At 72.4% G+C, this 21,446-nt stretch carries 16 protein-coding genes; 5 read left to right on the forward strand and 11 right to left on the reverse strand.

The genetic code is table 11. From position 1 onward, the window contains the following. The 3 genes from AB0H12_RS25775 to sbnB form a co-directional block, all read right to left on the reverse strand. Positions 1 to 2,657 (reverse strand): amino acid adenylation domain-containing protein (locus tag AB0H12_RS25775; RefSeq protein ID WP_499626014.1); only part of this gene is annotated, 2,657 nt, incomplete at its 3' end. After that, positions 2,654 to 3,637: a 2,3-diaminopropionate biosynthesis protein SbnA gene (gene sbnA, locus AB0H12_RS25780; protein ID WP_499626016.1), complete on the reverse strand. Its 984-nt coding sequence runs from the start codon at positions 3,635 to 3,637 to the stop codon at positions 2,654 to 2,656. The genes sbnA and AB0H12_RS25775, both read right to left, overlap by 4 nt. A 36-nt stretch (positions 3,638 to 3,673) precedes the next feature. Beyond that, positions 3,674 to 4,696: a 2,3-diaminopropionate biosynthesis protein SbnB gene (gene sbnB, locus AB0H12_RS25785; RefSeq protein ID WP_499626018.1), complete on the reverse strand. Its 1,023-nt coding sequence runs from the start codon at positions 4,694 to 4,696 to the stop codon at positions 3,674 to 3,676. A gap of 261 nt (positions 4,697 to 4,957) precedes the next feature. Between sbnB and AB0H12_RS25790 the strand changes: the two genes are divergently transcribed. The 3 genes from AB0H12_RS25790 to AB0H12_RS25800 all read left to right on the forward strand — a co-directional run bounded on the left by AB0H12_RS25790 (position 4,958) and on the right by AB0H12_RS25800 (position 9,639). After that, entirely contained in the window at positions 4,958 to 6,550 is a 1,593-nt protein-coding gene (locus tag AB0H12_RS25790; RefSeq protein WP_499626020.1) for a tryptophan halogenase family protein, read from the forward strand. A 184-nt stretch (positions 6,551 to 6,734) separates the two neighbouring features. Next, positions 6,735 to 9,017: an RCC1 domain-containing protein gene (locus AB0H12_RS25795; protein ID WP_499626022.1), complete on the forward strand. Its 2,283-nt coding sequence runs from the start codon at positions 6,735 to 6,737 to the stop codon at positions 9,015 to 9,017. Between the two features lie 49 nt (positions 9,018 to 9,066). Continuing rightward, entirely contained in the window at positions 9,067 to 9,639 is a 573-nt protein-coding gene (locus AB0H12_RS25800; RefSeq protein ID WP_499626024.1) for a P-loop NTPase family protein, read from the forward strand. Here AB0H12_RS25800 and AB0H12_RS25805 read toward each other — a convergent pair. The 8 genes from AB0H12_RS25805 to AB0H12_RS25840 all read right to left on the reverse strand — a co-directional run bounded on the left by AB0H12_RS25805 (position 9,581) and on the right by AB0H12_RS25840 (position 17,843). After that, complete coding sequence (locus tag AB0H12_RS25805; RefSeq protein WP_499626026.1) at positions 9,581 to 10,768, reverse strand: acyl-CoA dehydrogenase family protein; 1,188 nt, start codon at positions 10,766 to 10,768, stop codon at positions 9,581 to 9,583. The two genes, AB0H12_RS25800 and AB0H12_RS25805, sit on opposite strands and share 59 nt — an antisense overlap. After that, entirely contained in the window at positions 10,765 to 11,829 is a 1,065-nt protein-coding gene (locus tag AB0H12_RS25810; protein ID WP_499626028.1) for a hypothetical protein, read from the reverse strand. Before AB0H12_RS25810 ends, AB0H12_RS25805 begins: the two co-directional genes overlap by 4 nt. Beyond that, entirely contained in the window at positions 11,826 to 12,659 is an 834-nt protein-coding gene (locus AB0H12_RS25815) for a hypothetical protein (RefSeq protein WP_499626030.1), read from the reverse strand. The genes AB0H12_RS25810 and AB0H12_RS25815 overlap by 4 nt, the downstream gene beginning before the upstream one ends. 2 nt (positions 12,660 to 12,661) lie before the next feature. Then, positions 12,662 to 12,934, reverse strand: coding sequence for an acyl carrier protein (locus AB0H12_RS25820; RefSeq protein WP_499626032.1), 273 nt, complete (start codon positions 12,932 to 12,934; stop codon positions 12,662 to 12,664). Next, positions 12,931 to 14,232, reverse strand: a complete 1,302-nt coding sequence (locus tag AB0H12_RS25825) for a type III PLP-dependent enzyme (protein WP_499626033.1) — start codon at positions 14,230 to 14,232, stop codon at positions 12,931 to 12,933. The genes AB0H12_RS25820 and AB0H12_RS25825 overlap by 4 nt, the downstream gene beginning before the upstream one ends. Next, positions 14,229 to 15,605, reverse strand: a complete 1,377-nt coding sequence (locus tag AB0H12_RS25830) for a preATP grasp domain-containing protein (protein ID WP_499626036.1) — start codon at positions 15,603 to 15,605, stop codon at positions 14,229 to 14,231. Before AB0H12_RS25830 ends, AB0H12_RS25825 begins: the two co-directional genes overlap by 4 nt. Position 15,606: 1 nt before the next feature. Next, on the reverse strand, positions 15,607 to 16,533 hold the full coding sequence (locus tag AB0H12_RS25835) for a 3-oxoacyl-[acyl-carrier-protein] synthase III C-terminal domain-containing protein (protein ID WP_499626037.1): 927 nt from the start codon (positions 16,531 to 16,533) through the stop codon (positions 15,607 to 15,609). Between the two features lie 275 nt (positions 16,534 to 16,808). Then, positions 16,809 to 17,843: a LysR family transcriptional regulator gene (locus AB0H12_RS25840; protein ID WP_499626039.1), complete on the reverse strand. Its 1,035-nt coding sequence runs from the start codon at positions 17,841 to 17,843 to the stop codon at positions 16,809 to 16,811. A gap of 357 nt (positions 17,844 to 18,200) precedes the next feature. On the opposite strand from AB0H12_RS25840, the gene AB0H12_RS25845 reads away from it, so the two are divergent. Beyond that, positions 18,201 to 19,007: an ABC transporter ATP-binding protein gene (locus AB0H12_RS25845; protein ID WP_499626040.1), complete on the forward strand. Its 807-nt coding sequence runs from the start codon at positions 18,201 to 18,203 to the stop codon at positions 19,005 to 19,007. After that, positions 19,007 to 21,445 carry an FtsX-like permease family protein gene (locus AB0H12_RS25850; protein ID WP_499626042.1) on the forward strand — a complete coding sequence of 813 codons (2,439 nt, stop codon included), beginning with the start codon at positions 19,007 to 19,009 and terminating at the stop codon, positions 21,443 to 21,445. The genes AB0H12_RS25845 and AB0H12_RS25850 overlap by 1 nt, the downstream gene beginning before the upstream one ends. Position 21,446: the final 1 nt, after the last annotated feature.

A 21,446-nucleotide genomic window follows, 5' to 3' on the forward strand; every position in this document is an offset into this window, starting at 1 on the left:
ACGACCCCGACCTGCGGTTGGGCCCCGGCGGGGGGGGCGCCCCCGCCCCCCCCCCCCCCCCCCACGCCCGGCACCGCGCGGACCGCGGCCTCGACCTCGCCGAGCTCGATGCGGTGGCCGCGGATCTTGACCTGGGAGTCGCGCCGCTCCAGGAATTCCAACTGCCCGTCGGCGTGCCGCACCACGCGGTCGCCCGTGCGGTACATGCGGTCGCCGGGCCCGCCGAACGGGTCGGGCAGGAACGTCGTCGCGGTGCGCCCGGGATCGCCGAGGTAGCCGTGGCCGACGCCGGCACCCGCGACGTACAGCTCGCCGGGCACGCCCTGAGGCATCGGTCGCAGGTCGTCGCCCAGCACGTGCAGCCTGGTGTTGCGCACCGCGCGGCCGATCGGCGCGCGGGGACCCGCGACCGGTCCGGTGATCAGCGCGTGCGTCACGTCGTCCGAGCACTCGGTCGGCCCGTAGGCGTTGACCAGCGGCAGCCCCGGGTAGCGGTCGAACCAGCGCGCGCACAGGTCGGCGGGCAGCACCTCGCCCGTGACCACCAGGTGCCGCAGTCCGGGCAGCGGCACGGCGCCGCCGGCGGCGTCCCAGGCGTCGAGCGCGGCGCGCAGCAGCGACGGCACGACCTCCAGCACGGTCACGCCCTCGGCCGCGGCGAGGCCGAACAGGGTATCGGGGTCGGCAGCTCCCGCCGCGCCCACGACGCGCACCCGACCGCCCACGACCAGCGGCGCGAGCATCTGCCAGACGGACACGTCGAAGGTCACCGGCGCGTTCTGCACGACGGTGTCGGCCGCGGTGAGCCCCAGGTCCTCGACCTTGGCGAGCAGGTGGTTGACGAGACCGCCCCGGTGCACCATCGCGCCCTTCGGCCGGCCCGTCGACCCCGACGTGAAGATCACGTACGCCAGGTCGTCCGCCGCGTCGGACACCGGCGACAGCTCGTGGTCCTCGGCGTCGTCCAGCACGACCACGCGCGCGGCGCCGGCGAGTTCGGCCGCGAGCGCGCTGTGCGCGGGGTCCGCGACCAGGTGCGTGGCGCCGCTGTCGGCCAGCAGGCCCGCGATCCGGGCGACCGGCGCGCGCACGTCCAGCGGCACGTAGGCGCCGCCCGCGCCGAGGGCGGCCAGCACCGCCGTGACGAACCCTGCGCCGGGCTCGGCGAGCACGGCGGTCAGCCCGGCGTCCAGCTCGTGCGACAGGGCGTTGGCGCGGGCGACGAGCTCGCCGTAGGTCACCGGTCCGGACCCGTCCACCACCGCGACCGCGTCGGGCGTGGCCGCCGCGACGGCGCGCACGCGTTCCACGACACCGGTGTGGTCGTCCTCGCGCACCGGGCCGATGACCGCGTCGGTCCCGGCGAAGTCCACCCGGCTCAGCGCGGCGTCCGGCGCGACCCGCACGAACTCCTCCAGGTACGCGGCGAACCGGGTGACGTGGCCGGCCACCTCGTCGTCCTCGTACAGGCCCGCGTTGCCGCTCATGTGCAGTTCGAGGCCGCCGCCCGGCGCGTCCACGACCGTGGCCTCGAAGTCGTCGACCAGTCCGGTGGACAGGTTGTTGACCGTCATCACGCACGGTCCGAGCTTCAGCTCGGTCTCCTGCGGCAGGATGTTGACCAGCGGGCCGAACGGCCTGCGGTCGTCGCTGCGCAGGCCCATCGCGCCGCGGATGCGGCTGACCCGGTGCCGTTGGTGGCGCAGCACCCTGGTGACCTCGCGCGAGGTGTCGGCCAGCAGCCCGGCGCGCGACGTCGCCGGGCCGACGGCGAGCCGCAGCGGCACGGTGTTGGCCACCATGCCGGGGATGGCGCGCATCCGGGCGCCGACCCTGGCGGTCACCGGCAACGTCAGCAGCACGTCGCGGACGCCGGTCATCCGCTGGGTGTAGGCCGCCATGGCGGCGGTCACCACGGTCGGCCACGTCACCTTGGCCTCGACGGCGATCGCGCGGACCAGGCGTGCGGTCGACTCGGGCACCACGGCGCTGTGCCGCACGAAACCCTGCGCCCGCGGGCCGTCCCGGTGCGACAGGCTGACCAGCTCGGGCGCGTCGGTGAACCGGCGGTCCCAGAACTTGCGGTCCCGCTCGGCCTGCCCGGACCCGCCGTAGGCCGCCTCGGCCGCGATCAGCTCGGCCAGCGGCGGCAACCGGCCGTCGTCGACCGACCTGCCCGCCAGCAGGGCCTCGTACAGCTCGCCGAGCCTGCGCCAGAACACCACCTGCGTGTAACCGTCGCACAGGAAGTGGTGGATGCACAGGGAGAAGAACGCCCGCTCGTCGCCGACGCGCAGCAGCGCCAGCCGGAACAGCGGGAAGTCGCCGAGGGCGAACGGCACGTCCAGGTCCGCCCGCACCCAGTCGCGGCCGGCCCGTTCCGGGTCGGCCTCGCCGCGCAGGTCCAGCACCCGCAGACCGGGGTCCGGCAGGGGCTCGACCACCTGGCCGGGCTCGCCGTCGACCTCGGTGAACCGCGCCCGCATGCACTCCGACTCGACCACCAGCCGCGCCACGGCCGCGCGGAACACCTCGACGTCCAGCGGTCCGCGGATGTCCAGGTAGCCCGCGGTGTTGTACGCCGACGTGCCGCCGGAGAGCTTCTCGTCGAACCAGATGTCGAGCTGACCGGCGGACAGGGGCAGCCGGTGGGTCATGGCAGTCTCCTCGCAAGCATCGCGTCCTCGGCGAGCAGGTCCGCGCCGTAGATGTCGCTGATCCACTGGTCCCGGTAGACGGTGTCCAGGTAGCGGTCGCCGAGGTCCGGCGCGATCGCCACCGCGGTCACGTCGCCGTCGGGCCGGTTGCGCGTGAGCCAGTCGGCGGCGCCGGACAGCACCGTGCCGGTCGAGCCGCCGAACAGGAAGCCGTGCCGCAGCAACGTCCGGCAGGCGCGCACCGTGTCCCGTTCCGCCACGTGCAGCACCTCGTCCACGAAGGACTCGTCCAGCAGCGGCGGGCGGACGCTGGTGCCCAGGCCGGGCAGCACCCGCGGCTGCGCGGGCGTGCCGAAGGTGACCGAGCCGACCGAGTCGACCGCGACGACCCGCACCGACGGCTTGTTCTCCTTGAAGTAGCGGGCGCAGCCCATCAGCGTGCCGGTGCTGCCCGCGCCGATGAACACCACGTCGACCTCGGGGAAGCTCTTCAGGATCTCCGGGCCGGTGCTCTGGTAGTGCGCCATCCAGTTCGCCGGGTTGGCGTACTGGTTGAGCCACACGTGGCCCTCGTCCTCGCACACCTGCTTGACGTAGCGGATGCGGGCGCCGAGGTAGCCGTCCTGCGGGTCGGGCTCGGTGATGACGTGCACCCGCGCGCCCAGCGCCTCCATCAGCTGTCTGGTGGCGGGGTTGCAGCGCGCGTCGGTGACGCACAGGAAGCGGTAGCCGCGGCTCGCCGCCACCAGCGCCAGCGCCACCCCGAGGTTGCCCGACGAACTCTCCACCAGCGTGACGCCCTCGCGCAGGGTCCCCGCGCGCACGGCGGCGGACACCATCTCGTTGGCGGCCTTGAGCTTGATGGACCCGGCGAAGTTGAACCCCTCGCACTTGAGGTACAGCGGGTGGCCCGAGAGCCGCCGGAGGTCCACGTAGAGGTCGTCCACGTTGAACTCCTGGGGCGTCGATATCACTGGCATGCGCCGACTCCTAGGCGAAGTGCACGGTCAGGCGGCTCAGCGCTTGCCGTAGCGGTCGAGGTCGAAGAAGAAGTCCGGGACCACGGCCAGCCCGCCCGCCCGCGACACCTCGTCGTAGACGTGCTTGCCGACCGCCAGGTCCAGCACGCCCAGCCCGAACGGGGAGAACACCAGCGGCCGGTCCGCCGGTGGCGTCACCGCGCCGGTCATGACGTCGTGCAACGTGCCGGACAGGAAGTCGCGGTCACCGGTGAGCTGCTCGGCCAGGTGCGGCGAGGTGTTCGCCTTCAGGCAGTGCTCCACGTCGTCCACCACGTTGGTGGACGCCAGGATCACCTCCGGCGACAGGTCGCGCAGCGACACGTGCAGCACCAGCGGGTTGTGGTCGAACCACGTCGGGTCGGTGACGTGCGGCGTGCCCGCGACGGTGGCGAACACGACCAGGTCGCTCGACCGGATCAAGCTCTCCGCGCGGTCGTGGACCACCACGGCGCCGTCGCCCGCGCCCTCGGCGTACTCGCGGAAGCCGTTCGCGGAGTCGGCGCTCAGGTCGTGCACGCCGACCTCGTCGAAGCTCCACCCGGTGGCGGTCAGGTAGGTGTGGATGTACCGGGCGATCAGGCCGGTGCCGACGAACCCGACCCGCGTCGGCCGGTTCCGGTGCCGGCTGAGCCAGTCCGCGGCCAGCGCGGCGGACGCGGCGGTGCGCACCGCGCTGACGATGGAGCTCTCCAGGCAGGCGATGGGGTAGCCGGTCTCGCGGTCGTTGAGGATCAGCACCGCGGACGCGCGCGGCAGGCCCGCGGCGACGTTCGCGGGGAAGCTGGAGATCCACTTCACGCCGTGCACGCCGATGTCGCCGCCGATGGACGCGGGCAGCGCGATGATCCGCGACGAAGGGTCTTCGGGGAACCGCAGGAAATAGGACGGCGGATTGACGGTGTCGCCTTCACCGTGCCACCGGTAGGCGGCCTCGATGAGTTCGACGACGTGCTTCTCCCGCCCTCGCAATACCTCGTCCACCTGAGCGCCGGAAATCACCGCGAAGGCAGGTGCCACGTTACCGCCCCTTTCTCGTGCAGGCCTGATGAGCTGCGCCGACCCGGCCGGGCAGCGGCCACGACCACATACTCGCGAACACGGCTGACAACCCGCTGACACGTCACTGACGGCACCGCGTATAGAAAATCCATAGCTATTTGGGTTCAGGTTGGTCCAGACACGCATATTCCGGGCACTCGCCCTTCGAACACCGGCAGCACTGCGGCGAACGTCGGTTCCGCGGCCTTTGTCGTGATCATGACGGGAGGACAGACCCCGATGGCAGATCGTAGGATCAAGAAGGTCGTGGTGCTCGGTGGCGGCACCGCGGGCTGGATGGCCGCGTCGTACCTCGGCAAGGCCCTCGGGCCGGCCGTGACCATCACCGTGCTCGAAGCGCCCGCCATCCCGAAGATCGGCGTCGGCGAGGCCACCGTGCCGAACCTGCACAAGACGTTCTTCGACTTCCTCGGCATCGCCGAGGAGGACTGGATGCGCGAGTGCAACGCCAGCTTCAAGATGGGCATCAAGTTCACCAACTGGCGCACGCCGGGCGTCGGTGAGGCGAACGGTCGCCCGTACCAGGGCACGAGCGACCACTACTACCACCTGTTCGGCCTGCTGCCGAACCACGAGAACCAGCCGCTGTCGCACTACTGGGCGCACAAGAAGCTCGCCGGCCAGACCGACGAGCCGTTCGACTACGCCTGCTACCGCGAGCCGCCGATCATGGACCAGAACCTCTCGCCGAGGTTCCTGGACGGCACCAAGTGGACCAACTACGCGTGGCACTTCGACGCGAACCTGGTCGCCGACTTCCTGCGCCGCTTCGCCACCACCAAGCAGGGCGCGATCCACGTCGAGGACAAGATGGTCGAGGCGGTCATCGACCAGCGCGGCCACGTCTCGGCGCTGAAGACCGAGGGCGGGCGCACCCTCGAGGGCGACCTGTTCATCGACTGCTCCGGCTTCCGCGGCCTGCTCATCAACCAGGCGATGAAGGAGCCTTTCCTGGACATGAGCGACCACCTGCTCAACGACAGCGCGGTCGCCGCCCAGATCCCGCACGACGACGCGGTCGACGGCGTCGAGCCGTACACCGGCGCCATCGCGATGTCGTCCGGCTGGACGTGGAAGATCCCGATGCTCGGCCGCTTCGGCAGCGGCTACGTGTTCTCCAGCCGGTTCCAGTCGCGTGACGACGCGACGCTGGAGTTCTGCTCCATGTGGGGCCTGGACCCGGAGAACACCCCGCTGAACCAGGTCAAGTTCCGCGTCGGCCGCAACCGCCGGGCGTGGGTCAAGAACGTGGTCTCGATCGGCCTGGCGTCGTGCTTCCTGGAACCGCTGGAGTCGACCGGCATCTACTTCATCTACGCGGCGCTGTTCCAGCTGGCGAAGCACTTCCCGGACAAGGACTTCGACTCGATCCTGCAGGACCGCTTCAACGCGGAGATCGAGACGATGTTCGACGACTCGCGGGACTTCGTGCAGGGGCACTTCAGCTTCGCGCCCCGCAACGACACGCCGTTCTGGCAGGCGTGCAAGGACCTGGAGCTGGCGGACGACTTCAAGGAGAAGGTCCGCATGTACAAGGCCGGTCTCGCGGTCAACATGCCGATCACCGACGAGTCGACCTACTACGCGAACTTCGAGGCGGAGTTCCGCAACTTCTGGAACAACTCCAACTACTACTGCATCTTCGCCGGGCTCGAGTACCTGCCCGACCACACGCTGCCCGCGCTGGCCGCGCGGCCCGACGTGCTCGACTCGGCCGAGGCGGTGTTCGCGCAGATCAAGCAGACGCAGAAGGAACTGATGAGCACGCTGCCCACCACGTACGAGTACCTCAAGCAGCTGCACGGCAAGTAGGACTTCCCACCCCCCGGGAAACGACGAGCCCACCGGTCCCCCGACCCGGTGGGCTCGTCGCCGTGCGGCGTCCGGGGTGGACTCAGCGTCCGGCTCTCCTCACCATCGGTCATCGGACTTGTGCGAGATCGGCTCGGGTTCCTACTCTTCGCCGACCGTCTTGGTCTTCTTGGGGGGAAATCTCGTGCTCAGACCGGGTCTCGCGCTGCTCGCCGCCCTGCTGGTGCCGGCCGCGCACGTGGTCGTGCTGCCCACCGGCGCGGCGGCCGATCCGGTCACCGCGCCCGCGTTGTCGAGCTACACCGCCGTCGCGCCGGCACGGGTGCTCGACACCCGCACCGGGGTCGGCGCGCCGGCCGGCAAGGTCGCCGCGGGCGGGACCGTGACGGTGGACCTGTCGGACCGGCTGCCGACGACGGCGACCGCGGTGGCGCTCACCGTGACGGGGCTGGCCGCGTCGGCGGCGACCACCGTGACCGCGTACCAGGCCGGCACGGCGCGGCCGGACACCGCCGCCGTAAGCCTGCACGCCGGCGAGAGCCGCTCGGGCTCGGTCACCGTCCGGGTAGGAGCGGATCGCAAGGTCGACCTGACCCACGCCACGGGCTCGGTGGACCTGGTCGCCGACCTGAGCGGGTACTACGCCACCGACGGCGGCGCCAAGTACCGGTCCACACCGTCGGCGGAGCTGTTCGACATCACGATCGGCGCGGCGGCCACCAGGACCGTCGACCTCTCGGCCCACGTGCCGGCGGGCGCGACCGCCGTGGCCGTCACCCTCACCGGCGGGCAGAACACCGCGCCGACGTCGGTCGCGGCGTGGCGGACGGGCTCCGCGCGGCCGGGCACGTCGGTGCTGACCGTGCCGGCCCGGCGCACGGTGTCGAACCTCGCCGTGGTGGCGCTGGGCGCGGACCGCGAGGTCGACCTGTTCAACGGGGCCGGCACGGTCCGCGTGATCGGCCAGCTCGCCGGCTACTACGGCGCCGACGCCACCGGCGCCTTCGTCCCGGCCGCGCCGCGCCGCGTGCTCGACACCACCACCGGCCTGGGCGCCTCCTCGGGACCGGTCGCCGCGGGCGGCTACCTGGCGTTCGACGCGACGGTCGGCGCGCCGTCCCTGCCGATCACCGGCGTCGTGGCCAACCTGACCGGTGCCCGGGGCACCGGGACGGCGCGCTTCAGCATGGCCCAGGACTGGTCCGGCAACTACCCGGCGCGCACCCTCTTCGTCGAGGCCGCGCGGACCGCGACGACCCAGGTGTTCGCGCCCCTCTTCGACCGGGAGGTCAAGCTGAGGAACCTCGGCACGTCCGGCGCCGCGCACCTGCTCGGCGACGTCACCGGGTACTTCGTCGGCACGTGCGCGGGCGACGCCGGTTGCGTGTTCGCGTGGGGCCTGGGCCAGAACGGCCAACTCGGCGACGGGTCGAGCGGCTCCCGCGCCGCTCCGGGTGCGATCCCCGGTTTCGGCGACGTCGTCGCCATCGCGGCCGGTTCCGCGGAGAACGTGGCGCTGCGCGCCGACGGCACGGTGTGGGCGTGGGGCTACAGCGCCGCGGTGCCGGGCTACCTGTCGGAGCGACCCGCACGCGTGCCGGGCCTGTCCGGGATCACCGCCGTCGCGGCCGGTGCGAGCAACGGCCTGGCGCTCGGGTCCGACGGCGCGGTGTGGTCCTGGGGGAGCACCGCCCTCGGCCAGATCGGCGACGGGGTCGACTACGAGGCGGACCGCCAGACCACCCCCGTGCGGGTCGCGGGCCTGACCGGTGTCGTCGCCATCGCGGCGGGCCAGCACAACGGCTACGCCGTGAAGTCCGACGGCACCGTGTGGGCTTGGGGCTACAACTTCCTCGCCAGGCTCGGCAACGGCGTGGCGTGCGATCAAGCCGTGCCGGAAACCTGTTCGTCCAACGTGCCCGTGCAGGTCGTCGGCATGACGGACGCGGTCGCCGTGAGCGCTGAGGGCTTCGCGCTCAAGTCCGACGGCACGGTGTGGGTGTGGGGCTCCAACGCGTACGGTCTGCTGGGCACCGGCTCGACGGACAACCTGGAGGAGAGCCTGGTCGCCATCCAGGTGCCGGGCTTGACCGACGTCGTGGAGATCGACGGCAGCAACGCCAACCGCTACGCCCGCAAGGCCGACGGGACCGTCGTCGCGTGGGGCAGCAACGCGAACGGGCAGATCGGCAACGGTTCGACGAGCACCGAGCACGTCCGCACGCCCACCCCCGTGTCCGGGCTGACCGGCGTGGTCGCCATCGCGTCGGGCGAGGCGCACAACGGGTACGCGCTCACCTCGGACGGCACGGTGTGGGCTTGGGGCTACAACTGGAGCTACCAGTTGGGCACCCGGACGCCGGCCTCGTCGAACGTGCCGCTGCGCGTCGCGGGAGTGAGCGGGATCGGGGTGACCCGGATCTCCGGCTACGGGTACGGCGCGCTCGCCCTGGTGCCGGCCGGCTGAGCGTCGCCGGGCCTCGCGACCTCCGGCCCTCTGCTGGGAGGCTTGGCGCATGACCCCGCGGCGGATCGTGGTGCTCGGTGTGAGCGGTGTGGGCAAGTCGACGGTGGCGCGCGAGTTGGCCCCCGTGGTCGACGGCCCGCACGTGGAGCTGGACGCGATCCAGCACGGCCCGGACTGGACTCCGCCGCCGGCCGAGGAGTTCCGGGCGCGGGTCGCCGCGGCCACCGCCGGGCCGGCGTGGGTGGTCGACGGCAACTACATCGACCTGGCCGCGGACGTGGTGTGGCGCCGGGCCGACCTGATCGTGTGGCTCGACCTGCCGCTGTGGGTGGTCGTGCCGCGGATCGTGCGCCGCGGCACGGCCCGGATCGTGCGCCGGACCGTGCTGTGGAACGGCAACCGGGAAGGGCTCGACGCGCTGTTCGGGCGTGACTCGCTGATCCCCTGGGCGGTGCGGGCCCACCGCAGGCACCACGCCGAGTACCCCGGCCGGTTGGCGCGGACCGGGGTGCCCTGGGTCCGGTTGCGGTCCGCGGCCGGGGTGTCGCGGTGGCTCGCGGGGTTCAGCGCGGTGAGCCGACGCCCACCCGGAACGGGTCGTCCCGGTCCAGCTTCCCGGTGAACAGGCCCTGGAACAGGTTCAGCTTCTGCATGTTCGACGTGCCCTCGATGAACTCCAGGCCGCGCGCGTCGCGGACCAGCTTGTCCAGCTGCGGGTGGTCGAAGCGCGCGCCGACGCCGAAGAACTCGCAGGCCGCGCGGGTGGCGTCGAGCGCGAGCTGCGACGCGCGGGCCTTGGCCGCCGACGCCAGGTAGCCGTCGGACGTCCGGGCGTCGACCGCGCGGGCGGCCAGGTGCACGAGCGCGCGGGCCGCCGTGATCCGACGACCCAGCTCGTCGAGCCGGTCGCGCTCGTCGCGGCGCAACGTCGTGCGGTGCTCGACGACGTACTCGTGCGCCGCCCGCGCGATGCCGAGCGCGATCGCCGCCACCCCCGGCCGGAGCAGGTTGAACGTCTGCACGAACGCCCACATGCCGCGCCGTGACGGCGAGAGGTGCCGTCCGACGAAGCGGGAGGCGGGGACGTGCACGTCGTCCAGCGTGATCGCGCTGATCCGGGCGCCGCGCAGGCCGATGGTCTCCAGCGCGGTCGCCGAGAAGCCGGGAGCGGGCGTCTCCACCAGGACCGCGTTGATGCCGAGCGGGCCGGAGCCGACGCGCGCGAACACGACCCCGAGCTGCGCGCGGCAGGCGTTGCCGACGTACCGCTTCTCGCCGGCGAGCACGCCGCCGCCGTCGACCGGGGTCAACGTCGACGTGAGGCCGCCCGCGTCGGACCCGCGGTCCGGCTCGGTGAGCGCGAAGAACGTCCACAGCGGCTCGGCGAGCATCCGCCCGTAGAACCACTCCTTCTGCTCGGCGTCGGCGAGCAGGTCGACCAGCACGCCGGCGAGCAGCGGGCCGGGCGAGGCGACGAGCATGCCGACGTCCGCGCAGGCCAACTCCTCCATGATGATCGCCCGTTCGAGGGCGAGCGTGCCGTAGAACCGGTTGCCCGCGATGGGGATGGGGACGTTCCCGTACTCCGGCGGGATGCCCATGGTCGACAGGTAGCGGACCGCCGGGAGGTCGAAGTGGGCGCGGATGAGCTCCGGGTCGCGGTCCAGCGCGAGCCCGAGGCGGCGGAAATCCGCGCCCCACTCGCGCACCTGGTCGCGCAACGCGACGAGCCGCGCGTCCAACGCGCTCACGACTCGACGCCCGCGGACCGCACGCCACCGGCGCCGACGGCACCCGCGCCGGCGGCACCGGCCGCCCCGGGCGGGCCCGCCGGCGTGCCACCCGCGACATCCGCCGTTCCGCCACCGGCCGAACCGGCCGCGACACCGTGGACCGCACCGGTCGGGCGGTCCGTGGCCCGCACCGCGGGTCCCGCACCAACCACACCAACCGCGACTGCGTTTCCCGCACCTGTCAGGCCGTCCACGGCATGCGCGGCGGGGGCGGCGAGTGCCGTGGGCGGGCCAGGCGCGTCGTCGTGCGCGTCCGATCCCGCGTGGGAGGTCGGGGCGGGCACGTAGGCCTCCGCCAGCAGCTCCGACAGGTGTGCCACCTGCCCCGGGCCGCCGACCAGGTACCCGCTCGCGCCGAGCAGGTTCACCAGCCACCGGTCCGCCGCCGTGATCCTGGCGTGCAGGTGGGCCAGGATCACCCCGGGCAGCTCGCCCGCGTCCACGCCCGTCAGGACCGCCCGCACCTCCAGGTGCTCGATCAGCCCGTCGGCGACGGTCGACTTCACCATCTGCTGCTGGAGCAGGGTGGTGTTGCCGGTGCGCCTCCCGTTCAGGTAGCGCATGCACGTCTCGCGCAGCGCCTCCGACAGCCCCAGCCTCAGCCACACCAGGCCCAACGCCCAGGCGGCTCGCTGGTCGGACGTGCCGGGGTCGGTCTCGGGGTCCGCTGCTCTCAACCGAGGTACGAGAACACTGTTTCCGTACGTCTTCGGGCCATCTCCACCCGATCGTGTATCCAGCACCCGCAGCAGCACCACCGCCCCACCGGGCAGGTCGATCGTATCCACAGTGGACTCGTCCAGTCCAGACCGGTCCACCACGGCGCCGTCCACCCACACCCGGTCCGCCGACGCCGCGACCTCCTGCGGCACGACCGCGTGCCCACCCGGACCGCACGGCAGCAGACCCGTCGCCACGAGCGAACCCAGCAGCGTCAACGCGGGCGCCAACCCCTCCTCCCGCGCCGCCGCGTGGCAGCGCGACAGCGCCGCGGCGCCCAACCGCACCGACGTCGTCACCGGGCCTCCCCCACCACGGCCAGACCGAGGTCGCCGGTCACCGGGTCGTGCTCGACGAGAACCACCCGTCCGAGCGAATCGGCCAACCCCTCCCACAGCGACGTGCACGGGTACCCGGCCGCCGCGGACCGCACCGTCCCACCGTGCCGCACCAGCTCCGGGTTGATCCCGGCGCCCGCGACCACGGCCACCCGCTCGTCCGGACCCACCGACGACGCCAACCCGGCGGCGAGGGCGTCCGGCAGGTCGACCACCGCGACCCCCGGCGTGTGCACCACCGACAACGGCGCGCCGCCGGGCTCCAGCAACAACGCCACCCCGGCGTCACCCGCGGGCCGGTCGTGCCCGCCCAGCTCGTAAGGCAACGTCGCCTGGTCGGCGATCACCACCAGCGCCCGCGAGAAACCGTGCCGCGCCGCGTAGTCCGACGCGATCCGCAACGCCGCGAACGGCGCGCACCGGCCGACGTCGGACACCGAGAACGACAACGGCGCGCCGGGCACCGCCTCGGCCAGGTACGTCGCCGCGGCCAGCCGGCAGTCGAGGTCCGGCGTGGCGTGGGCGACGATCGCCAGCTCCACCGGCCCCAACGGCGCCAACCCGGCGTGCAGCGACCGGGTCAGCGCGGTGAACGTCGTGCCCGGCGAGGCGAGCACGTCCGGCCGCACGGCGACCCCGTAGAGAGACGTGAGGTCGGTGAAGTGGCGCAACGAGAACTCGTCGTCCAGCGCGCGGTCGGGTGCGACGCGGGTCCGCACGACCCGTGCCAGCCCCAACGCTCCCGCCGGGCGCGAGAACGGGGTCGACGTCGGCGCGGAAGTCCGGTACACGGCTAGCGGTCCATTTCCGCGGCGACGAAGTCGGCCAGCGAGCGGACCGTCTCGAAGTGCGCCATCTCCAGGTTGTCGGTGTCGAACTCGACCTCCAGCGCCTCCTCCAGCTGCATCAGCAGCTCGAAGACGCCGGTCGAGTCGAGGCCGAGCTCGTCGAACAGCCGGGACTGCTCGGTCAGCTCCGGCAGCTCGTAGTCCAGCACCTGGGCCAGGACGGCGGTGATGGCGCCGACGATCCGCTCGTGGGTGGCGTCGGTGGTGGATTCGCTCATGATGCGGTTCCTTCGGTGAGAGCCGTGGCGGCGGCGAGGTCGGGGAGGTGTTGGTGGCGCAGCAGGTCCTCGGTCTCGTCACGGGTGCGCACCAGGTGCGCGCGCCCGCCGTGGACGAGCACTTCCGCCGGGTAGCCGTGGCTGAGGAACAGCACCGGCGAGGCGGTCGGGCCGTAGGCGCCGGAGCGCAGCACACCGACGAGGTCGCCCGGCCGGACGGGCGGCAGCTCGACCTTCTTGCCGAGGGTGTCGTTGGGCGTGCACAGCGGTCCGGTGACGTGCCAGCTCTCGGTGGCGGGCTCGTCGATCCGGTTGAGCACCCGCATGGGGAAGTTCCGCTTGACGAACGACCCGATGCCCACCGCCGCCATGTGGTGGTTCGTGCCGCCGTCGGCGACCGCGAACTTCTCCCCCATCGACTCCTTCACGTACCGGACGCGCACGACGTACGTGCCGGACGTGGCGGTGAGGTACCGGCCGAGTTCCATCACCAGCCGCGTGTCGGGGTGCCGGTCGGCGAAGCCGCCGATGATCGGGTTGACGCGGGCGGCGAGCAGGTCGAGGTCGAGGTCGCGTTCGCCGTCGAAGTAGGCCACGCCGAGGCCGCCGCCGATGTCGACCAGCTCCAGCGGGATGCCGAGGTGCCCGGCCAGCCGGTCGGCCAGCTCGAAGATCCGCTCGGTGTTCTCGGCGACCGCCTCCTCGGACAGGATGCGGGTGCCCATGTAGACCTGCACGCCCATGAACCGGACGTTCGGGTGCCGTGCCACGAGGTCGTCGGACGCGAACAGCTGCGACTCGTCGATGCCGAACTGGCGCGGCTTGCCGCCCATGGTCAGGCCGGAGCCCTTGACCGCGAAGCTGGGGTTGACCCGCAGCGCGACCGGCGCGCGCACCCCGCGCAGCGCGGCGAACTCCTCGATCAGCGCCAGCTCGCCGAACGACTCGCACACGATCGCGTAGACGCCCTCGTCCAGGCAGGCGGCCAGCTCGTCGGCGCTCTTGCCCGGTCCGAGGAAGATGATGTCGGCCGGGTCGACGCCGGCGCGGCGCGCGGTGACCAGCTCGGCCATCGACGACACCTCGGCCCGCGCGCCCCGGGCGTGCAGCACGGACAGCACGCCGATGTTGGGGTTCGACTTGAGGGAGAAGAAGAACTCCAGCCGCGGGTGCAGCAGCTCCTTGAGCCCGTCCACCCGGGACTCCAGCTCCTCGCCGTCGTACAGGTACAGGGGTGTGCCGTGCCGTTCGGCGATCTCGGTGATCCCGATGCCCTGCACCTCGAACTCAGCGCTCACGGTCGCGCCTCCAATCGGGAGGTGATGTCGTCGTCCACGCTGCGCAGCTCCTCGTCCGACGACGCGACGAGCAGGCCGTAGAGCCGCCCGTCGAACGCCGAGTCGGCGCGGTGGCCCGCGTTGACCGTGGCGAAGTTGTTGACCAGCAGGCCGGTGCCGCCGGCCCGGTCGAGCAGCAGGCCGCGCAGCAGCTCGCGGACCTCGGCGAACGGCAGCCCTCGGCGCAGCCGCACGGGGTAGTGCCGGGCCAGCGCGATCTGCCCCGCGCCGACGAACCGCTCCTGCACGCGTGCCTGGTAGGTGGACATGTTGTTGCGGGCGTTGATCTCGACGACGGGGTAGAGGCCGTCGTCGGGGTCGACCATCGCGTCCACGCCGACCACGCCGAAGTAGCCGTCCGCGGCGAGCTTCTTGCCCAGCCGGTGCGCGGTCTCGGTGAGCTCGGCGACCTGGCCCGCGGCCAGCCGCGCGGGCATCCGGTGCCCTTTGTGGACGCCACCTTCGGTGTGCAGCTCCTTGACGAAGTCGAACCGCACGTCGCCGCCGCGGGCCACGGTGAACTGGTAGTTGAGGTCGGCGCGCTTGGCGACCCACTCCTCGACCACGAACGCGAGCCGCGGTCGGCCGGACTTCTCCACCTGCTTGGCGACCAGGCCGAGCAGCCGGTCCATCCGGCGTTCGCTCCCCAGCACCGCGATGCCCTTGCCGGAGACGCCCAACGCCTCCTTCACCACGACCTTGCGGCCGTCCGCGATCAGCCCGCGTGCCCGCTCGAACGCCTCGCGCAGCTCGTCCACGGTCTCGCAGGCCCACCCGGCGGGCTGCCGCAGACCCAGCTCGTCGGCCGCGCGTCGGCTGTAGACCTTGCTGTTGACCGCTTTGCACGTCACGGCGTCCGGCGCGGCCAACGCCATGCCGGTGCGCTCGGCCAGCTCGACTTCGAGGTCGGACACGCCGTGCGCGGTCAGCCGCACGCCCCGTTCGGCGAGCCCGGCCAGCGCCTTCACCGTCGCGGTGTCGGCGAGGGCGTCGGCGGTGACCGTGCGGCGGGGGTCGGAGTCGGCCACCACGTGCACGGTGGGCAGGTCGATGCCCAGCTCGGTGAGGTAGGCCAGGTAGACGGGGTCGGGGGCGGCCTTGAGCACGACGTGGTCGTCGCCGCCGGCCAGCAGGAGCGCGAACTCGTCCATGTGGTTGACCACGGCCGCGCCGCTCTCGGCCGACAGCCGGGGCAGGGTGTGCTCGCCGAGCGCCCACCGCTCCTCGACCTCGAAGTTGCCGAGGAACGCGAGCGAGGCGTCCGGCGTGCCGAGCAGCGCCGTCTTGAGCCGGCGGGTGAAGTCCGGTTCGTCCATGTCAGTGCTCCGGGCCATGTCAGTGCTCCAGGACCATCGCGGCGAACGTCTGACCGAGGCCGGCGGCCGTCATCAGGTACTTGTCGCCGGGCTTGAGCAGGCCGAGCTCCGTCACCGTCTGGTAGTTGATGAACGGGTCGGCGCAGAAGCAGTGGCCGGTGGCGCCGAGGTTGTCCAGGAAGAACCGGTCGTTGGGCAGGCCGAGGTTCTTCGCCGCGACCGTCCACGACACGCGGTTGACGTTGTGGGGCAGCACGAGGTCGAGGTCGGCGACGCCGATGCCCGCCTCCTCGGTGGCCGCGCCGACGACGTCGGCCAGCGCGTCCTGGTAGATGCGGCGGGCGTCCTTGGCGATCTCCGGGGTCAGGTCGATCACGCCGTCGTCGCGGCCGTGGATGCGGCTGGCGTAGCCGCGCACGTGGTCGCGGTCGCCGTCGGCGGCCACCAGGATCGCGGCCATGCCCTCGCCCATGATCGACGTGTCGCGGACCCACTGGGTGAACGGCGTGAACGTCTTGTCGCCGGCCAGGATCAGCGCCAGCGCGTCGGGGTCGCCGTCGGCGGCCAGCAGCGTGCCGGCCACGTCCAGGGCGAGCAGGCCGGTGGCGCAGCCGTGGTCGGCGACCGAGAGGGTCTTCGCGTGCCGCAGGTTCAGCGCCTCGCGTACCTCGTGCACGGGGCTGAGCGGGTAGGGCGCGGAGGTGCGCATGCCCTTGGCGCGGATGAGGTAGCGGACCCGGTCCTCCTGGCCGCGCAGCCCGTCGAGCTTCTCGGCCGCCGCGATCAGCAGCTGCGCCTCGGACAGGTCGGACTTGCAGATCCGGTCGAGGCCGTAGAGCCGGGTGAACCGGCGCACCTGCTGGTCGTCGAGGCCGAGCGGCTCCTTGAGGTCCGCGACGGCCACCGTCTCCGGCAGGTGACTCGAGACCGCCACCAACGCCGTCATGTGCGTCCTCCTCGCTAGCCCTGGCCCGTTGCCGGATCAAGGTTCGCAAGGCCCGCTGACACCGTGCTGACACTCCGCTGACCGCCGCGAGTCCTACCCCCAGACCGCGAGAGTCCTACGTTCGCGTCGCGAGAGTCCTACGTTCAGACACCCTGAATTCAACGCTCAGGTCGCCGCGCGGGCGTCTGAGCGTTGAACTCACGGGTCGTGAACGTAGGACTCTCGAGGCCTGAACGTAGGACTCACGCGGGCTGGGGGTTCGACACGCGGGGTGGTCAGGTGGCGGCGGTGCGGGAGGGTTGGGACGGTTGGTGGTCGCCGGCCGAGTCGCGCGGCCACCAGCGGGTCGGCCGGGGCAGGAACGCGGCCAGTTCCGGGAAGTCGGTCGGGCGCTCGGTCATCCAGTTCCAGTAGCGCGGGATCGTGCGGGCGTAGTCGCAGTAGTACCGGCGCAACGCGTCGATCAGCTGCCGCAGCGTGTTCGGGTGGATCGAGCCGGGCCGCCACACGAGCAGCATCCTGCTGCGCAACGGCTCGGTCATCGCCACCAGGCTCACGTCCGAGGTGGACCCGGTCGGCGTGGCCAACGCCGCCGCCCCCGCGTCACGCACCCAGCTCATCGCCTCGGCGTGCCCGCCCGCGTAGTGCATGACCTCCGGCGTGGGGTGGTCGAGCCTGCGGAACAGGTGCTCCTCGACGACGTGGAACCAGTGCCCCGGCACGTGGTGCACCCAGCTCAACGACAGCATGTGCCTTCGGCTCACCGTAGTCCTGCGCGCGAGCGCGTGGTCGCGCGGCAGCGCCAGCCAGATCGGCTCGCGCACGATGATCTCCTTGGCCAGCGCGGGATCCAGCTCCCGCACCCCGTCCACCGCCTCCGGGCTGGGCACGAGCGCCGCGGTGAGCTCGCCCCGGCTGACCGCGTCCACCCCGAGGTCCGGGTCCAGCGTCACCGTCTGCACCTCCACGGAGGGCAGCGACGACTGCAGCGCCCGCCGCAGCGTCACCGGCGTCCATTCGGCGTTGCCGATGCGGAGAATTCCGGAGGACAGCGAGGACGCCTCCGCGACCACCGCGTCGGCCCGGGTGGCGAGATCCGCCAGCATCGGGATTAATCGCTCCCCCAACGGCGTGGGAGTAATCCCGAAGGCCGAACGCACGAACAGGTCGCCGCCAACCGCCTTCTCGATCCGTCTCAATTGGGCGGTGAGGCTCGGTTGGGGCAGGGACAGCTTCGCCGCGGCCTTCGAGATGCTGCCGGCCTCGGCAAGGGTGGTGACCACCCTGGCATGACGTATCTCCAGGTGCATGCATCCAACCCCTTCGTGTCGTTACACGGGGTCCACCAACTCCGGCGGGTTCGGGGATTTCCCGAACCCACCTCGTTCGTGCCGGGCGGCCGTCCCAACCTACCCCACGGGTCATCGCGAGAGGAGTAGTTCACTGGACGGCCAACTATTCGTTGAGTCCTCAACAGAAATTATGGAAAGGGTGGCTACGGTCCCGGCACGTGCCCGCTCAAAAGTCGGTCACGCCTGCTCTCCGCACCGATGCGGGGACGGGTTGCGCCGGCCGGCCCGACCGGCGGTGCGGGGGACAGCACCAGTGCCGCCCGCGTGATCACGTCCGTATGGTCTGCGACGCGTGCACACACCGATAGGTCCCACATGGGGAGCAAGAACGTGAATCAACCTCCGATTCAAGGCGTGGATGACGTCGTCCGACTGCATTCCGTCCGCAAGGTATACGGCAATGAGCGGAACGGCGTAGTGGCCCTTGACGGAGTCACCCTCGGCATCGCGAGGGGCACCTTCACCGCGGTGATGGGTCCCTCCGGCTCCGGCAAGAGCACCGCGCTGCACTGCGCCGCCGGCCTCGACCGGCCGACCTCGGGCTCCGTGCTGCTCGACGGCCGGGAGATCGCCGGCCTGGGCGAACGCGAGCTGACCCGGTTACGCCGCGAGCGCGTCGGCTTCGTCTTCCAGTCGTTCAACCTGCTGCCCGCGCTGACCGTGGTGGAGAACGTCGCGCTGCCGCTGCGCCTGGCGGGCCGCCGCCCGAAGCGCTCCCAAGTGGACGACGTCATCGCCCGCGTCGGGCTCGCCGACCGCCGCACGCACCGCCCCGGCGAGTTGTCCGGCGGCCAGCAGCAGCGGGTGGCCCTCGCCCGCGCGCTCATCACCGATCCCGCGGTGATCTTCGGCGACGAGCCGACCGGCGCGCTCGACACCCGCACCGCGCTCGAAGTCCTCGCCCTGCTGCGCCAAGCCGTGCGCGACGGCGGCCAGACCGTGGTGATCGTGACGCACGACCCGGTGGCCGCCGCGCACGCCGACCGCGTCGTCTTCCTCGCCGACGGCCGGATCGCGGACGAGCTCACGTCACCGACCGCGCACGCCGTCAGCACGCGCATGACCCGGCTGGGCGCGTGGGCCGACGAACCCGCCGGCGACCCGACCGGCGGGGTGCGCTGATGCTGCGCCTCGCGTTGCGCACCCTGCGCCACCGGATCGGCGGGTTCACCGCCTCGTTCATCGCGCTGTTCCTGGGCGCCGCGATCGTGATGGCGTGCGGCGGGCTGATGGAGACCGGCATCCGCAACGACGTCCCGACGCAACGGCTCGCGGCGGCGCCGCTGGTCGTCACCGGCGATCCGTCGTACCTGGAGCGTTCCCCGATCGACGCCGAACTGGCCGCGAAGGCCTCGGCCGTGGACGGTGTCGCCGAGGTCGTGGCCGACGTGGCGTTCCCGGTGGTCCTGCCCGGCGGCGCGGAGGCGACCGGCCACACCTGGTCCGGCGCACGCCTCGCGCCGTACGCGCTGGACCAGGGCCGCGCCCCGCGAGGACCCGACGAGGTCGTGGTGGACGCGAACTCCGGCGTCGGCGTCGGCGGCACGGTCGCGTTGCGGATCGGCTCGGCGGACGTCGACTACCGGGTGGTCGGCGTCGCCAAGGCGGCGGTCGAGGCCAGGGCCGTGTTCTTCGCCGACGACGAGGCACGGCGCCGGTACGCGAAACCCGGCGAGGTCGAGCTGCTCGGCGTGCTGCTGGAACCGGGCGCGACGGCCGACGGCGTGCGCGAGGGCCTGACGGCCGCGGTCGCCGGTCGGGACGTGGCCGTGCTCGCGGGCGACGAACGCGGGCTCGCGGAGTTCTCCGACGCCAGGGGCGGCGGCGAGACGGTCATCACGGTGTCCGCGGTCTTCGGCGGTCTGGCGATCATGGTGGCGATGTTCGTGGTGGCGGGCACGCTCGGCCTGTCCGTGCAGCAGCGGCACCGCGAGATGGCGCTGCTGCGGGCGATCGGGACCACGCCGGGCCAGCTGCGCAGGCTGGTGCTCGGCGAGACGGCGTTCGTGGCGGTGCTCGCGACCGCGCTGGGCTGGCCGGTGAGCGGCTACCTCGGCGAGTGGCTGTTGACGCAGCTGTCCGGCGCGGGCGTCGCGCCCCGGGCGATGGCGTTCCGCCAGGGCTGGGTGCCGGTGGTGGCCGGCGTCGGCATCTCGTTGCTCAGCGCCACGATCGCGGCGTTCATCGCGGGACGTGCCGCTGCGGTGGCCCGGCCGACCGAGGCGTTGACGGCGGCCGGCCTGCAGACGCGCTGGTTCAGCGTGCCGCGGCTGGTGTTCGCGCTGCTGTGCCTGGGCGGCGGCACGGCGTTGAGCATCATCACCGCGGTGGTCATGTCCGGACCGGTGGCGGCGAGCACGGCCGGTCCCACGGCGATGCTGTGGGCGTCGGGCATCGCGCTGCTCTCCCCCGCCGCCGCGAAGGTGCTGATCGCGATCCTGCACTGGCCGGTGCGGGCCTTGTCGGGCATGTCCGGGTACCTCGCGGTGCTCAACACCGGCGCACGACGGGTGCGCGTGGCCGGCGCCATCACGCCGGTCATGCTCGCCACGGGCCTGGCCACCGCGTTGCTCTACCTCCAGACCACCCAGGCGGGCGCGGCGACGGACGCGTTCGCGGCGAGCCTGCGCGCGGACGCCGTGGTGACCAGCTCGACCGGCGGCGTGCCGTTGGAGGTGGTGGACGAGGTGCGCGCGCTGCCGGGCGTCGAGGCGGCGTCGGCCGTGGTCGACACCGAGGCGTACTTCCCCGACCACGAGGACGGCGACGACGAGATCACCGTGCTGGGCGTGACCCCGAGCGGTGTCACGCGGACCATGGACGTGGACGTCACGGCCGGGTCGTTGGACGACCTGCGCGGCGACTCGGTCGCGCTGCCGACCGGCTGGGCGGAGGACCTGGAGGCCGCCGTCGGCGACCCGGTCCGGATGAAGCTCGGTGACGGCGCGGTGGTCGACCTGGAGGTCGCGGCCGTGCACACGGGCTCGTTCGACGCGGCGCTGCTGCCCGCGGAGCTGGTCGTCGCGCACACCACCGGCGGCCGGGCGTCGCAGATCCTGGTCAAGGGGCCCGAGTCGGCGCTGGCGCCGCTGATCGAGCGAGACCCGGACCTGCGGGTCGCCGGCCGCGAAGAGGCGCTGGCCGCGGGCGGCGGCGGCGAGCAGACCGGCGCGTGGGTGAACTACCTGCTGGTCGGCATGATCCTGGCGTACACGGTGATCTCGCTGGTGAACACCCTGGTGATCGCGACCGGTGAACGACGGCGCGAGTTCGCGCTGCACCGGCTCATCGGCGCCACGCACGGGCAGATCCTGCGGATGGTCGGCGTCGAGTCGGTGGTGATCGCGCTGGGCGGCATCATCCTGGGCGGGATCGTGTCCCTGGTGACGCTCGTCCCGTTCGCCATCGCGTTGAACGGCACGTTCTGGCCGGCGGGTCCGATCGCGATCTACCTGGTCGTGGTGGGCGGGGTGACGGGTCTGACGCTCCTGTCGACCCTGCTGTCCACGGCGTACGTGCTGCGGACCCCGCCGGTGGCAGCCGCGGCGTCGCTGGACTGAG

It is taken from the genome of Actinosynnema sp. NPDC023794, assembly GCF_040639675.1.
GTDB lineage: Bacteria > Actinomycetota > Actinomycetes > Mycobacteriales > Pseudonocardiaceae > Actinosynnema > Actinosynnema luteola.

Coding starts and splice junctions, on each gene's coding strand:
- AB0H12_RS25830 (WP_499626036.1), bottom strand. CDS start 15,605: ATGGCCCGGAGCACTGACATGGACGAACCGGACTTCACCCGCCGGCTC.
- AB0H12_RS25800 (WP_499626024.1), top strand. CDS start 9,067: ATGACCCCGCGGCGGATCGTGGTGCTCGGTGTGAGCGGTGTGGGCAAG.
- AB0H12_RS25790 (WP_499626020.1), top strand. CDS start 4,958: ATGGCAGATCGTAGGATCAAGAAGGTCGTGGTGCTCGGTGGCGGCACC.
- AB0H12_RS25840 (WP_499626039.1), bottom strand. CDS start 17,843: ATGCACCTGGAGATACGTCATGCCAGGGTGGTCACCACCCTTGCCGAG.
- AB0H12_RS25820 (WP_499626032.1), bottom strand. CDS start 12,934: ATGAGCGAATCCACCACCGACGCCACCCACGAGCGGATCGTCGGCGCC.
- AB0H12_RS25835 (WP_499626037.1), bottom strand. CDS start 16,533: ATGACGGCGTTGGTGGCGGTCTCGAGTCACCTGCCGGAGACGGTGGCC.
- AB0H12_RS25850 (WP_499626042.1), top strand. CDS start 19,007: ATGCTGCGCCTCGCGTTGCGCACCCTGCGCCACCGGATCGGCGGGTTC.
- AB0H12_RS25845 (WP_499626040.1), top strand. CDS start 18,201: ATGGGGAGCAAGAACGTGAATCAACCTCCGATTCAAGGCGTGGATGAC.
- sbnA (WP_499626016.1), bottom strand. CDS start 3,637: ATGCCAGTGATATCGACGCCCCAGGAGTTCAACGTGGACGACCTCTAC.